Annotated in this window: 14 protein-coding genes; all 14 read left to right on the top strand. The window is 43.1% G+C overall.

The genetic code is table 11. The annotated features are described in order from the left end of the window. The first annotated feature begins 142 nt into the window (after positions 1 to 142). The 14 genes from icd (at position 143) to nrdR (ending at position 15221) form a co-directional block, all read left to right on the top strand. Positions 143 to 1411, top strand: a complete 1269-nt coding sequence (gene icd, locus AC4EG4_RS08395; protein ID WP_490978810.1) for an NADP-dependent isocitrate dehydrogenase — start codon at positions 143 to 145, stop codon at positions 1409 to 1411. Between the two features lie 147 nt (positions 1412 to 1558). Beyond that, positions 1559 to 2497, top strand: coding sequence for a malate dehydrogenase (mdh, locus tag AC4EG4_RS08390; RefSeq protein WP_490987506.1), 939 nt, complete (start codon positions 1559 to 1561; stop codon positions 2495 to 2497). Between the two features lie 142 nt (positions 2498 to 2639). After that, on the top strand, positions 2640 to 3086 hold the full coding sequence (locus AC4EG4_RS08385; RefSeq protein ID WP_490987517.1) for a MaoC family dehydratase: 447 nt from the start codon (positions 2640 to 2642) through the stop codon (positions 3084 to 3086). A gap of 74 nt (positions 3087 to 3160) precedes the next feature. Next, the gene (locus AC4EG4_RS08380; RefSeq protein ID WP_490978808.1) at positions 3161 to 3868 is read left to right on the top strand and encodes a response regulator transcription factor; all 708 of its coding nucleotides are present in this window, start codon (positions 3161 to 3163) and stop codon (positions 3866 to 3868) included. Next, on the top strand, positions 3865 to 5262 hold the full coding sequence (gene pnpS / locus AC4EG4_RS08375; RefSeq protein WP_490987505.1) for a two-component system histidine kinase PnpS: 1398 nt from the start codon (positions 3865 to 3867) through the stop codon (positions 5260 to 5262). Before AC4EG4_RS08380 ends, pnpS begins: the two co-directional genes overlap by 4 nt. 14 nt (positions 5263 to 5276) lie before the next feature. Continuing rightward, on the top strand, positions 5277 to 6494 hold the full coding sequence (locus AC4EG4_RS08370) for a carboxylate--amine ligase (protein WP_490987504.1): 1218 nt from the start codon (positions 5277 to 5279) through the stop codon (positions 6492 to 6494). 170 nt (positions 6495 to 6664) lie between these two features. Beyond that, positions 6665 to 7636, top strand: coding sequence for an FtsH protease activity modulator HflK (hflK, locus tag AC4EG4_RS08365; RefSeq protein WP_490978805.1), 972 nt, complete (start codon positions 6665 to 6667; stop codon positions 7634 to 7636). Next, positions 7636 to 8607 (top strand): protease modulator HflC, encoded by a 972-nt coding sequence (gene hflC, locus AC4EG4_RS08360; protein WP_490987503.1) that lies wholly within the window; start codon positions 7636 to 7638, stop codon positions 8605 to 8607. The genes hflK and hflC overlap by 1 nt, the downstream gene beginning before the upstream one ends. Before the next feature lie 64 nt (positions 8608 to 8671). Next, a complete protein-coding gene (gene polA / locus AC4EG4_RS08355; protein ID WP_490987502.1) occupies positions 8672 to 11308 on the top strand; it encodes a DNA polymerase I in 2637 nt (878 codons plus the stop codon). Between the two features lie 15 nt (positions 11309 to 11323). After that, positions 11324 to 12193 carry a bifunctional DNA-formamidopyrimidine glycosylase/DNA-(apurinic or apyrimidinic site) lyase gene (gene mutM, locus AC4EG4_RS08350; protein ID WP_490978802.1) on the top strand — a complete coding sequence of 290 codons (870 nt, stop codon included), beginning with the start codon at positions 11324 to 11326 and terminating at the stop codon, positions 12191 to 12193. Between the two features lie 9 nt (positions 12194 to 12202). Continuing rightward, entirely contained in the window at positions 12203 to 12808 is a 606-nt protein-coding gene (gene coaE / locus AC4EG4_RS08345) for a dephospho-CoA kinase (protein ID WP_490978801.1), read from the top strand. A 102-nt stretch (positions 12809 to 12910) separates the two neighbouring features. After that, positions 12911 to 13930: a glyceraldehyde-3-phosphate dehydrogenase gene (locus AC4EG4_RS08340; RefSeq protein WP_490987501.1), complete on the top strand. Its 1020-nt coding sequence runs from the start codon at positions 12911 to 12913 to the stop codon at positions 13928 to 13930. A gap of 316 nt (positions 13931 to 14246) precedes the next feature. Continuing rightward, the gene (gene speD, locus AC4EG4_RS08335) at positions 14247 to 14630 is read left to right on the top strand and encodes an adenosylmethionine decarboxylase (protein WP_308788453.1); all 384 of its coding nucleotides are present in this window, start codon (positions 14247 to 14249) and stop codon (positions 14628 to 14630) included. A gap of 114 nt (positions 14631 to 14744) precedes the next feature. After that, the gene (gene nrdR / locus AC4EG4_RS08330; RefSeq protein WP_006831136.1) at positions 14745 to 15221 is read left to right on the top strand and encodes a transcriptional regulator NrdR; all 477 of its coding nucleotides are present in this window, start codon (positions 14745 to 14747) and stop codon (positions 15219 to 15221) included. The last annotated feature ends 3 nt before the right edge of the window (positions 15222 to 15224 follow it).

The raw sequence follows: 15224 nt of genomic DNA, 5'->3' as shown, positions 1-15224 counted from the left end.
ACATCGGACCGGGCATGCAGACATACGTGCCGGTTGAAGAAAGATAAACAGCCTTTCTCAACTTACCATTATAAAAAAATATAACTTATAGGGCTTGCACTCTGTGCAGCCCTATGACTTTGACCACAGGAGGAAATTATACATGACTAACGGCGAAAAAATTTCAGTAGAAAACGGTGTCTTAAACGTTCCTAACAATGCAGTAATTCCATACATTATCGGTGACGGAACAGGACCGGATATCTGGTATGCAGCTTCACGCGTATTAGAAGAAGCGGTAACAAAAGCTTACAATGGCGAAAAATCAATTGTTTGGAAAGAAGTTCTTGCAGGCCAAAAAGCGTTCGACGAAACTGGCGAATGGCTTCCTGAGGAAACTCTTGATGTAATCCGTGAATACTTGATCGCAATCAAAGGTCCTTTGACAACGCCAATCGGCGGCGGTATCCGTTCATTGAACGTAGCACTGCGCCAGGAACTTGATTTGTACACTTGCTTGCGTCCAGTTCGTTATTTTGAAGGCGTGCCTTCACCAGTTAAACGCCCAGAAGATACAGATATGGTTATTTTCCGTGAAAATACTGAAGATATCTATGCTGGTATCGAGTACGCTAAAGGGTCTGACGAAGTGAAAAAATTGATTTCATTCCTTCAGGATGAAATGGGCGTTAAAAACATCCGTTTCCCTGAGTCTTCAGGTATTGGCATCAAACCGATCTCAGAAGAAGGAACAAAACGTTTAGTTCGTGCTGCAATCAACTATGCAATCACTGAAGGCCGCGAATCGTTGACACTAGTTCACAAAGGGAACATCATGAAGTTCACTGAAGGAGCTTTCAAAAATTGGGGCTACGAAGTTGCTGAGCAAGAGTTTGGCGATAAAGTGTTCACATGGAACCAGTACGATGCAATTAAAGACGAGCAAGGAACAGATGCTGCAAACAAAGCACAAGAAGAAGCACTTGCTGCTGGCAAAATCCTTGTTAAAGATTCAATCGCTGATATCTTCCTACAGCAAATTCTTACACGTCCAAGCGAGTTCGATGTTGTTGCAACAATGAACTTGAACGGAGATTACATCTCTGATGCTTTAGCTGCTCAAGTTGGCGGAATTGGTATCGCTCCTGGAGCAAACATTAACTACGATACGGGGCATGCTATCTTTGAAGCAACTCACGGTACTGCACCTAAATATGCTGGTCTTGATAAAGTAAACCCATCATCTCTACTTCTTTCAGGTGTGTTAATGCTTGAGCACTTAGGATGGGTAGAAGCTGCTACAATGATCACAAATTCTATGGAGAAAACAATTGCTTCTAAAGTTGTAACTTATGACTTTGCACGTCTAATGGACGGCGCAACTGAAGTGAAATGCTCTGAGTTTGCTGATGAATTGATCAAAAACCTATAAGAGTAAAAAAGAGGGAGGGAATATTTCCCTCCTTTTTTGTACCCATTATTATTCCCTGCCTGTCTTCGAATGGGAGCTATGCCCAAAGCGATTATAAAATACGAATTCTGCGTTTTAACTCAAATACTGTTAAAGGAGAGAGATTTCATGACATTCAAACGTAAAAAAATTTCAGTGATCGGTTCTGGCTTTACAGGTGCGACGACAGCTTTCTTATTGGCGCAAAAAGAATTGGGTGATGTGGTTTTGGTAGACATTCCACCCATGGAAAATCCGGCAAAAGGCAAAGCGTTGGATATGGCAGAAGCTGGACCGGTGCAAGGATTTGATGCCCGGGTTATAGGCACTTCAAATTATGAAGACACGAAAGACTCGGACTTGGTCATTATCACTGCAGGAATTGCACGCAAGCCGGGCATGAGCCGGGATGACTTGGTTCAAACCAATCAAAAAGTAATGAAGGCTGTTACAGCGGATATTGTCAAATACTCTCCTGATACAACCATAATTGTTTTGACAAATCCAGTTGATGCCATGACCTATACAGTGTTTCAGGCATCTGGTTTCCCTAAAGAACGTGTCATTGGACAATCCGGCGTCTTGGACTCTGCCCGTTTCCGTACGTTTGTAGCAGAAGAATTGAATGTATCGGTGAAAGATGTTACTGGATTTGTGTTGGGTGGTCATGGCGATGACATGGTACCACTTGTTCGCTATTCTTATGCAGGTGGCATTCCGTTGGAGACTTTGATTGACAAAGAGCGTTTGGATTCAATTGTGGAACGCACACGCAAAGGTGGAGCTGAGATCGTCAATCTTCTCGGAAATGGTTCTGCTTATTACGCGCCTGCAGCGTCGATTGTGGAAATGGCTGAAGCGATTATTAAAGATCAGCGCCGAATCCTACCATCTATTGCTTATTTAGAAGGCGAGTATGGGTTGGATGGCATTTACCTCGGTGTGCCAACCATTTTGGGAGCAGGCGGTATTGAAAAGATTCTCGAAATTGACTTAAATGAAGAAGAAAAAGCATTATTAAACCAATCAGCAGATTCTGTGAAAGCTGTAATGAAAATATTGGTTTAATCTACACAAAACGGGCAGGGAGAGATCCTTGTCCGTTTTTTAGTGCCAAAAATATGAGCTCTTTTCCTGCTACCTTAGTCGCTTGCACTTTCATGAGCTAAATTGATACTATAGGAGTATCAAGAAAATGGAGGGATGTTATTTGTTGCTTGGGAAAAAGCGAAAATTAGGCCGAAAAGTAGAAGAAATCAAAATCGGCGAAAAACTGAAGCTGACGGAAAAGATTGAAGACAAAGATCTTCTTCTTTATCTGGGGTTGACCAATGATAGCAACCCACTGTATATTCAACACGACTTTGCTGCACAGACTGTATATGAAAGACCTGTCGTGCCAAATATTATGTTGACGGGAATCCTAACCTCGGCTGTATCCAAATATATACCGGGTCCGGGCTCTTATATTAGCGGTCAGCAGTTGAAGTTTTTAAAACCTGTCCATCATTACGCTACGATCGATTTTTTGTTGGAGGTTGTGGAAGTGGATATCAAACGCAACGAAGTAATCGTCCAAGTTGAGGGAATCGATGAACAGGGTGAAATTGCGCTGCAAGGACAAATAACCGCTAACCCACCGCAGATTATAGAATAGCAAGTAGCTCTCGAAATAAATGAGTTTAACATGGTTTGAGATGGGGGTTTCAAACTGAGTGTGGAGGATGTAAAATGCTGAAGAAAATATTGATTATCGAAGATGAACATTCAATTGCAACTTTATTGTCCTACAATCTTGTTCAAGCGGGTTTTGAAACCGTTATCGCCAATGATGGCAAGCAAGGCTACGAACTGGCTTTGAGCGAAAATCCATCACTGATTGTGCTGGATCTTATGCTGCCATCAATGGATGGGGTGGAAGTCTGCAAGTCGTTGCGCCAGCAAAAAGTTAATACACCGATCATTATGCTGACTGCAAAAGGCGACGAATTCGATAAGGTATTGGGGCTGGAACTGGGTGCGGATGATTATATGACCAAACCTTTCAGTCCGCGCGAAGTCGTGGCGCGCATTAAAGCTGTGTTAAGAAGAGCAAATAATGTTCCAACTCCACAACAGGATTCATCAGCACCTATTTCTCTTGGGAAACTGGATGTTTATCCAGATCGATTTGAAGTGTTTCTTAACAAAGAGCAGCTGGAGTTTACACCGAAAGAATTCGAATTATTGGTTTATTTAATGGAAAATAAAAATCGGGTATTGACGAGAGACCAGTTACTAAGTGCTGTATGGAAATATGATTTTGCAGGGGATACCCGGATTGTTGATGTCCATATCAGCCATTTGCGCGATAAAATTGAGGAAAATAGCCGGAAACCAACGTTTATCAAAACCATTCGAGGATTAGGCTATAAATTTGAGGAGCCGAAAAGCTCATGACATCTTTTCGGCATCGTCTGCTGTTCACTTTGTTGGTGTGGATCGGAATGATGCTGACTGGGCTATTCATAATTGTAGTTCAGCTTTTTCCGATTTATGAAAATGCGACAAATAAGGCGGAGGTTTGGCTGGTTTTATTTCTAGCATTTGCTGTTGCTTTAGTTTTTTCAGCCATAGTTGGCAGCCGAATTATCGAAGTGAACATCAAACCGATTGAAAATGCGACGGAGACGGCCATGGAATTGGTTAAAGGAAACTACCGGGCCCGTGCGTCGGAGTCAAATGCCCAGGGCAGCGTCGAATTAAGCCGGACCATTAATGTTTTGGCCAGAAACCTGCAGGAAATCACAGCAGTGCGAATCATGGAACAAGAGCGGCTAAAAACGCTGATTGAAAACATGGGCAGTGCACTGATTATGATTGATAGGCAGGGAGCGGTCTCGCTTGTCAACAAGCCCTTTTTAGATGAATTTGAGTTATCAACTGAAAATACATTGGGCAAATTCTATAAAGAAATCCATGTTCCGTATGAATTGGAGGACTTTATTGAAGATGTGTTTATGACCGAAACCCATTCTCGCGCACAGATAGAATTTATTTCAGGATTGAATTTGAAGAACTTGAATGTTTACGGCGCACCGGTAATCGGGGAACATCAACGCTGGCTGGGAATCGTTATTGTGTTTCACGACATTACAGAATTAAAGAGGCTGGAACAAATTCGAAAAGATTTTGTTGCCAATGTATCTCATGAACTTCGTACACCGGTTACATCGATCAAAGGGTTTTCAGAAACGCTGCTTGATGGTGCATACAAGGATACGGATACATTGTTATCATTTTTAGAAATTGTTCATACAGAGAGCAACCGGCTTGAAATGCTGATAAATGATTTGCTGGATTTGTCAAATGTTGAACAAAGCGGCTTTGAAGTAAAGGCGCAGCCCACCGATATGAAAGCTGTTATTAAGCGGGCGGTAGAAATGATACAACCGAAAATCAACGAAAAATCCATTAGATTAAAGCTTGAAATTAAACCAGTGACGGTTTACGGTGATGCTAATCGCTTAATCCAGGTCATGATGAATCTTTTGATTAATGCAGTTACATATTCAGGGAACAATACGGAAATTAGCATACGGCTCAACGTTAAAAATGATCAAGCCGTTATTCAAGTGGAAGACCAAGGGATTGGAATTGAAAGCTCGGAAATCGGCCGGCTTTTTGAACGCTTTTACCGCGTCGATCGAGCCCGCAGCCGGAATTCTGGCGGAACTGGCCTTGGTCTTTCCATTGTCAAACACTTAATCGAGGCACATCATGGCAAAGTGGAAGTTGCCAGCACAGTTGGCGTCGGTACCACATTTACCATTTACTTGCCTTTGGCTAGTTAATTTAGGAGGAAAGCATGGAAACTAAACACCCATTTTTGCCAATTATAATCGGTACAGATATGAATGCCTACAACATGGCCATTTCTTTTCACGAAGCATATGGCATCAAACCCATTTTAATCGGTAAAGAGCATTTATCATTTACTTCACTCAGCACAATCACTGAAACCATTGAGCTGCGCTCTGGTCTTACTGACGATGCGCAATTTGCAGATATTTTAATCGATATCGCACATAAGTACAGAGCACCTGGCAAAACCCTGCTGCTAATTGGGACCAATGATCTTTATGTTCGCCTGATTATTGAAAATGCTAAAATTCTGCGCGAGCATTATGTCTTTAATTATATTAACGAAGATTTGATGAATCAGCTGCAGGTTAAATCGAATTTTTATGAGCTTTGCAAAGTGCATGGCATCGAAACGCCAACGACGTTTTTTTACAACTGCAATTCATCGGCGCCATTCGAAGAAGAGATGATGTTCCCGGTGATCATTAAGCCGAGCAACGGCATCGAGTACAGCCGAAACAAGTTCGAAGGGCAGCAAAAAGTCTATAAAGTCGAAAGCCCAAAAGAAATGCACAACGTGATTCAGCAAATCAAAGGCGGCGGATACCGCGACGAATTGATCATCCAGGATTATATTCCAGGAGACGATACCTTTATGTGGGATTCCGTCATTTATGCCAATTCAAAAGGCAAAACGCAGCTGGTGACATTTGCACAAGTGGTCCTGCAGGAACATACTGTTACAGCAATCGGCAATTATACTGCATTGATTACCCGTTTTGACAAAGAGATGATGGTCAAACTGCAGAACTTTCTTGAAGCAGTGGGCTATAAAGGATTTGCGAATTTCGATTTAAAATACGATGCGCGCGATAACAAGTTCAAAGTTTTTGAAGTGAATATTCGCCAAGGCCGCTCAAGTTATTACGTTACAGCTCTTGGGCACAACATGGCGGAGTATTTTGTTGACGATCTTATTTATCAAACAGATAAACCGGTAACCTATTTGAATGAAGACTTTTTGTTTACCGTCGTACCAAAGGCAGTATTGCGCAATTTTGTCAGTAACAAAGCAGTGCTGAAAGACATCAAGCGCTTGATCAAAAAAGGCCAATACGGCAATCCGCTGTTCTACAAGCAAGATAAGCACTTAAAACGCAAAGTTTATCTGCTGGCACGCCAAGTAAACTATTATAAAAAATACAAAAATAATCAATGGTAAATTTACAGAACCTTAACACTGTCTTCATACTCGGGTGTTAAAGTTAAATAGAACCCCCTTCAACCGCATGATTTGAAAAGGAGCCCCTTCCCCGGGCTCTTTTTCTTTTTTTATGAAACTATTTCACTATTATTCCGTATTATGGGTAATAGAAAAAAGGGGGACGTACCATGACGACAAAAAAATTATTGATGGTGATTGGTTTGTCTATTGCCGGAATTTTACTGCTCATCGCAGTGTTTACTTCTTGGTATACAGTAGATGAATCCGAACAGGCAGTTATTGTCACCTTTGGTGTAGCCAATGAAACCGTCACAGAAGCCGGCTTGCATTTTAAGATGCCGTGGCCGATACAGCAAGCAGAGGTTCTGTCAAAAGAAACCTATAGCCTGCAATTCGGTTATAACCAGAACGAAGAAGGCGAAATTGTTGCCTTTGATAAGGAAACCAAAATGATTACCGGTGATGAAAATATTGTTCTCACTGACTTGGTGGTCCAATGGAAAATTACCGATCCTAAAAAATACCTCTTCAACGCAGAAGTACCACAAGATATTTTACATGATGCCACATCGGCATCTATCCGCTCAATTATCGGCAGTTCGTTAATTGATGATGCACTGACTTCCGGCAAAGCGGAAATTGAGGCTGAAACGCGTGATTTGCTTGCTTCACTGATCGATAAATACGATATTGGCATTACGGTTCTGGCAGTCAAACTGCAGGATGTCGAACTGCCAAATGAGGAAGTAAGGGCGGCATTCACCAATGTGACCGATGCGCGGGAAACGATGAATACGAAAATTAATGAAGCGAATAAATACGAAAACCAAAAGCGCAATGAAGCATTGGGTGAAAAAGCTGCCATTAATTCGCGTGCTGAAGGAGAGAAAGTATCACGTGTCCAACAGGCGACAGGAGATGTTGCACTTTTTGATAAGCTTTATGTAGAGTATGAAACCAATCCAGAAGTCACCAAACAGCGAATCATCATGGAAACCTTAGAATCGGTCTTGCCGAATGCTAAATTGTACATCATGAATGATGAAGGCGGCACGATGAAATACCTTCCACTTGATGGTTTGCAAACAGCCGTTCCACCAGCGGCAGAAGCTGAAACAGATGAAGGGGGTGGCAACTGATGGAACCGAATAAACCCTTAGAAGAAGTAAAGAAATACAATCCATACGAAAGACCGAAAAAGAAAAAAGAGCCGAAAGATCCCATCAATTATAAAAAATACTGGAAATTGATTGTTGGACTGGTTGTGATTTTTGCAGCGCTGCTGATTGTTTTGACAAGTGTGTATGTAGTAAAGGAAAATGAGTACCGCGTCGTGCGGCAGTTTGGTGAAGTGGTAAAAATCCAGGAAGAGCCAGGCATCAAAATGAAAATTCCATTTATCCAGAGTGTTACAACCTTGCCGAATTACCAAATGACGTATGATGTGTCAGAAGCAGAAATCAACACGAAAGATAAAAAGCGCATCATTATCGACAATTATGCTGTCTGGCATGTTGTGAATCCGCTTGAACTCATTTCCAATGCTGGAACAATCGTTAATGCCGAGTCCCGGATGGAAGAGTTTATTTATTCTGTTGTACGAACAGAGCTTGGACAGCTAAATTATGAAGAAATCATCAACGATGAAAACTCTTCCCGAGGCAGTTTAAACGATAGCGTCACGGCAAAAGTCAATGAGCTGTTGGAAAAAGACCAATATGGCATTCGGGTGCTTGATGTCCGCATCAAGCGAACAGATTTGCCAGAAGAAAACGAGCAATCTGTTTACACCCGAATGATTTCCGAGCGTGATTCCACAGCTCAGGACTATTTGTCTCAAGGAGATGCGAAAAAACGAGAAATTGAAGCGCAGGCTGACCGGGAAGCACAAGAAGTTATTGCGTCTGCCCGTAAAGAAGCGGCGTTGATTCAAGCGGAAGGCGAATCAGAAGCGGCAAAAATCTACAACGATTCATTCTCAAAAGATCCGGAGTTCTACGAGCTTTACCGTTCGTTGGAATCCTACAAAAAAACAATTGGGGATGACACGGTTATTATTTTGCCGTCTGATTCTCCATATGCGGATATCCTATCCGGTAATTTCGAATAAGGCTGTGCCGTCATTTCTCTTCTATTTGCCCGCGTGGTAAAATAAAGGGAATGACGGCTTTTTTATGGAGAGGGGTAATTTTGTGGCAAAGAAAATACTTTTATTAGATGGAAACAGTTTGGCGTACCGGGCGTTTTTTGCCTTGCCGCTGCTGACCAATGAAAACGGCATTCACACGAATGCGGTATACGGATTTACCATGATGCTTCAACGAATATTGGAAGAAGAAAAGCCTACACATATGATCGTGGCTTTCGATGCGGGTAAAACCACGTTCCGCCATAAAACATTCAGCGAATATAAAGGCGGACGACAGAAAACGCCGCCTGAACTGTCGGAGCAATTTCCTTATTTGAAAAAGCTGATTGATGCGTACCGGATCAAACGCTACGAATTGGAAAATTACGAAGCAGATGACATTATCGGTACCTTGAGTTTGGAAGCAGAGCGGGAAGGCGACGAAGTCGTGGTCATTTCAGGAGATAAAGATTTGACGCAATTGGCATCGCCTTCAACGACGGTATACATTACGCGCAAAGGCATTACCGATATTGAAAAATACACAGTCGAGCACATCAAAGAAAAATATGGCCTGACACCTGACCAGATTATTGACATGAAAGGGTTGATGGGAGACGCCTCTGATAATATCCCAGGAGTTCCTGGAGTAGGTGAAAAAACGGCACTGAAGCTATTGACAGCCCATGGTTCTGTTGAAGGAGTCTACGAGGCCATTGATCAGCAAAAAGGCAAGATGAAAGAAAAGCTGGTGGCCAATGAAGACCTTGCTTACATCTCCAAACAGCTGGCGACAATTGAACGCAATGCGCCAATCGAAATCAACATCGAAGAATTGAGCTATGACGGACCGGATCAGGACGAATTGGTCAAAGTTTGGAACGAACTGGCGTTTAAATCGTTATTGGAAAAAATGGAGTACACGGCTGAAGAAACTGTCAAAGAAGAATTGACGTTCGAAGTTGTGACAAACATTGATTCAGCCATATTAAAAGACGAGATGGCTGTCCACTTGGAACTGTACGATGAACATTATCACAGCTGTGATTTGCTTGGGGTGTCATTGGCAACCGAAACGGAAACGTATGTAATACCGATGGACGTTGTTGAGTATTCAGTAGAATTCCGCAATTGGTTCAAGGATCCTTCCAAGAAAAAATTCATGGCAGATTCCAAAGCAGCAACTGCAGCCTTTTTGCGTGTTGGAATTGAATTGAAGGGCGTCGACTTTGACTTGATGCTGGGCGCGTATATCGTTAATCCATCGCTTACATACACAGATATGGCGAGCATTGTGCAGGAGTATGGCTATGCAGATGTGTCCACAAACGAGCAAGTATACGGCAAAGGCGCGAAAAAGAAAGTGCCGGAGGATGCCATTCTCCACGAGCACATTGCCAGAAAAGCACGCACCATTTGGAAAGTGCGCCCACTGGTCATGGAAAAACTCGAAGACAATGAGCAATTCGATTTATACGATAAATTAGAACTTCCTTTAGCGACTGTACTCGGCCAAATGGAATCGCTCGGTGTCATGGTCGACCGCAACCAATTGTCTGAAATGGGCAAAGAGCTGTCCCATAAGCTGGAGAAAATCGAGTCGGATATTCACAGTTTGGCTGGGCAGGAATTCAATATCAATTCACCTAAGCAATTGGGTGTCGTGTTATTTGAAAACTTGGGATTGCCAGCTTTAAAGAAAACCAAAACCGGCTACTCAACAGCAGCCGACGTTTTAGAAAAGTTGGAAGGGCAGCACGAAATCATTTCGCATATCTTGCTGTACCGCCAACTGGGCAAACTATTGTCTACTTATATAGAAGGTTTATTGAAAGAAATCCACAAGGATGGCAAAGTTCATACCCGTTTCCAACAGGCTCTAACAACGACTGGCCGGCTTAGTTCGACGAACCCGAACTTGCAGAACATTCCGGTGCGCCTCGAAGAAGGACGCAAAATCCGTAAAGCTTTTGTTCCCTCAGAACCTGGCTGGGTGATGGTCGCAGCCGATTATTCCCAGATCGAGTTGCGCGTTTTGGCAGATATGTCGGAAGATGAGCGCCTTGTGCAAGCTTTTAAAGACGATCGTGATATCCATACGACAACAGCGAGCGATGTGTTCCACGTGCCTGCAGAACAAGTGACGGGAGATATGCGCAGAGCGGCAAAAGCAGTTAACTTTGGAATTGTCTACGGCATCAGCGATTACGGACTGTCTCAAAATTTGAACATTACGCGAAAAGAAGCCGCGGCATTTATCGACCGTTATTTTGCCAGCTTCCCAGGCGTCAAAACCTATATGACGACCATCGTGGCCGATGCCAAACGCGACGGCTTTGTCACGACCTTAATGAACCGCCGGCGCTATTTGCCGGACATTACCAGCTCCAATTTTAATTTACGCAGCTTTGCTGAACGAACAGCAATGAATACGCCGATTCAGGGCAGCGCCGCAGACATCATCAAAAAAGCGATGATTGACATGGACGCAGCGTTGGAACGCGAAGACATGCAAACGCGCATGCTGCTGCAAGTGCACGATGAATTGATTTTTGAAGCGCCGCCAGAAGAATTGGATAAACTGATGAAATTGGTGCCAGAAGTGATGGAGAACGCAGTGAAATTGAGCGTTCCATTAAAAGTGGACATCGCACATGGTGACACTTGGTACGATACTAAATGACAGGAGGGCTTAGATATGCCTGAACTTCCAGAAGTGGAAGGCGTTGTTCGGCAAATCCGCCCTGTGTCCATTGGGAAAAAAATTGAGGCAGTAGCGGTTTCAGATACGATTCGCCTGTCGAAAACAAATGGCAAGGAAGCGATCATCAAACGGATGGAAGCTGACGGGTTTATCGAAAGCCTGGTCGGTGCACAAATCATCCGTGTCGAGCGGCGCAGCAAATATATTTATTTTACATTGAGAAACGACAATGAGTTTTTATTAGTGAACCATTTAGGAATGTCCGGAGCCTGGTTTTATGTTGACCAGCTCCAGTCGATTCCAGAGGATAAATTCCGGCGCCACGTTCATGTTGTCCTCACCTTAAGTGACGGGAACCTGCTGGCATTTTCTGATATTCGCCGTTTTGGGGAGATGCGGGTATTGCGCGAGGAAGCGGACTTTCCACCTTTACTGCTAATGGCGCCTGAACCTTTTGAAACGGTTGCGCTTGATCATTTTCTGGTGATGGCAGAAAGCTCGAAGTACAAAAACAAAGCGATTAAAGAAGTGATCATGGACGGACAAGTCATTTCTGGCTGCGGCAACATTTACGCAACAGAAGCCCTGTTTAAAATGAAAATTCACCCGAAGCGGTCAGCTGGACGTATCAGCAAAAAACGCAAAGTGGAATTGTTTGATACAGTTGTCGCCATTTTGCTAGAAAGCATCGAAGCAGGAGGCAGCACCATATCGGATTACCGTAACATTAACGGCGAATCGGGCAGCATGCAAAATCGCTTTGGCATGTACGGAAAAAAACAATGTGCGGTTTGCGGCACCGCAACAAAAACAGTGAAAATCGGCGGTCGGGCTTCTGTTTATTGCCCAACCTGCCAGAAATGAGGAAGGCTGATGATCATTGGTTTAACAGGCAGTATTGCCAGCGGGAAAAGTACGGTATCCGAAATGCTGAAAACACTAGGCTACCCAATTGTTGATGCGGATCTAGTAGCGCGTTTAGTTGTAGAACCCGGATCCGAAACCCTGTCGCAAATTGCGCAGGCATTCGGGCCTGAGGTAATCAAAGAAGACGGAACAATGGACCGGGCGAAGGTAGGACAAATTATCTTTAACGATCCGGCGAGCCGGAAAATCCTAAATGATATTATACATCCGGCCATCCGCCAGGAAATGCTGCGGCAGCGGGAAGAGTTTATAATGCAAGGGTTTAAGACCATTATTATGGACATTCCGCTATTATTCGAAAGCCGGCTCCAGCATTTTGTCGATAAAATTCTAGTCGTTAGCGTCACAGAAGAAAATCAGTTTGACCGCTTAGTGAAACGGAATGGCTTTACTGAGCAGGAAGCACGGGCGCGCATCAGTTCACAGTTGCCTATGTCGGTAAAAGAGGACGGCGCAGATGCCGTTATCTACAACAATGGCACGCTTGAAGAAACCAAAGCACAACTGACTCGGATTTTGGAAAATTGGCAGGCAAGTTCTGAAAAAGAATAAAAGATATCCTGGCTTTAAGGTTCTCTAAATAGTTAATTGTGTTATACTATATAAGAAATTAAAAATATGAGTATAACTTAATTATAAACGGAGGACTCCTACATGACAGTTTCGATTGCAATTAACGGATTTGGCCGTATTGGCCGTATGGTTTTCAGACAGGCGATAATGATGGATGACGTTACAATTGCGGCAGTCAATGCCACTTATCCGGCTGAAACCCTTGCGCATTTGATTAAGTATGACACAAATCACGGAACCTTTGCGGGTGACGTATCTTCAGAAGAAGATGCATTAATTGTGAACGGGAAACGAGTTCAGTTAGTAAGCGAACGAGATCCATTAAATTTGCCATGGAGAGAAATGGGCATTGATATTGTCATCGAAGCAACAGGGAAGTTCAATTCCCGCGAGAAAGCGGCTTTGCATTTAGAAGCAGGTGCAAAAAAGGTTATACTGACAGCGCCTGGAAAAAAAGAAGACATCACCATTGTGATGGGCGTAAATGAAGACCAGTTGGATATTGACAAGCATGACATCATTTCCAATGCCAGCTGCACAACAAATTGCTTGGCGCCAGTCGTGAAAGTGCTGCATGACAAATTTGGCATTGAAAACGGATTGATGACGACTATACATTCGTACACAAATGATCAGCAAAATTTGGACAATCCGCACAAAGACCTTCGTCGTGCGCGTTCATGTGCCCAATCCATCATTCCGACATCGACGGGTGCTGCGAAAGCGCTATCATTAGTAATTCCTGAATTGCAGGGCAAACTGCACGGCATGGCTTTGCGTGTGCCAACGCCGAATGTCTCGCTAGTTGACTTGGTTGTTGATTTGGAATCAGATGTAACAATTGCAGAAGTCAATCAGGCATTCGAGGAAGCTTCAAGAGATGGGCTGGAAGGAATCTTAAGTTTGACGATGGAGCCGCTTGTGTCTGTGGATTTTAACAGCAATCCGCAATCTGCTATAGTTGATGGATTATCGACCATGGTAATTGGCAAACGCAAAGTAAAAGTTCTGGCTTGGTACGATAACGAATGGGGATATTCGGCACGCGTAATTGATTTAACCAAAAAGGTTGCAAATGCTTTAATACTGGTGTCCAAATAAGGATATACACCCCGTTTCTCTACTTTTTATTGGAGAAACGGGTTTTTTTATGGAAAATTTATTGAAAAAATTTCAAGATTAATAAGATATTATTATTGCATTTACAATAAATACGTTTTATACTATGAATCGTAGTTGAAAAACAGCTACCACTTCTGAATTTCCATCATGTATTTCGGAATTAGGAGCGTAAGATTTTTTATTCACATGACTGCTTAAAGGGTTAGGACCTCTTTGGACTAACTTTCCCCCGTGGTAGTCAACTTTGAATATTTTGCGCAAAAAACAAAATGATATCAAAGGGGGAAAACGAACCATGGAAACAATGGGACGTCACGTAATTGCAGAACTTTGGCAGTGTGATTTTGACAAATTAAACGATATGGATTTTATCGAACAAACTTTTGTTGATGCAGCACTCAAATCTGGAGCTGAAGTAAGAGAGGTCGCTTTTCATAAATTCGCACCACAAGGTGTGAGCGGAGTTGTGATTATTTCAGAATCTCACTTAACGATTCACAGTTTCCCAGAACACGGCTACGCCAGTGTAGATGTTTACACTTGCGGCGACTTAGATCCAACAGTAGCAGCGAAGTATATCGCAGAAGCGCTCGGGTCAACCTCAAGCGAACTTGTCGAAATTCCGCGCGGTATGGGTCCAGTCAGTGTTGGAAAATCCAAAGTTTCAGTAACAGCATAATCCATTTAACAAAAAACACGAAAGCAGGGGATAAAATCCTCTGCTTTTTCTATTTTCCCAATGAATTTTTGTTATACTAGATACACTAGATAGAGAAGTTAGGGAGATGTCGAAATGAAATGTCCAGCTTGCCAACATAACGGCACACGTGTTGTCGATTCGCGGCCTATAGATGAAATGAAATCAATCAGAAGGCGCAGAGAATGTGAATCGTGCGGATATCGCTTTACCACTTTTGAGAAAGTGGAAGAGATGCCGCTGATTGTCGTCAAAAAAGACGGCTCACGTGAAGAGTTCAGCCGTGAAAAAGTTTTGCGTGGCTTGATTCGTGCATGCGAAAAGCGGCCGGTTTCTCTTGAAGCATTGGAAGAAGTGGTTTTTACCATCGAGAAAGACCTTCGCCGGGCAGGCAATCCGGAAGTGAAATCTGAAGAAGTCGGAGAGCTGGTGATGAACCGGCTAGCAGCAATTGATGAAGTGGCTTATGTCCGTTTTGCTTCTGTTTATCGCCAGTTTAAAGACATCACGGTGTTTATCGACGAGCTGAAGGATTTGCTGAACAAAAGTCCGGAAGACAAGAAAATCGACTAAGGC

The sequence above is a fragment of the Planococcus sp. TJ-201 genome, from assembly GCF_058268495.1.
Note: the sequence above shows the minus strand (reverse complement) of the source record. Positions and strands in the feature narration are given on the sequence as shown.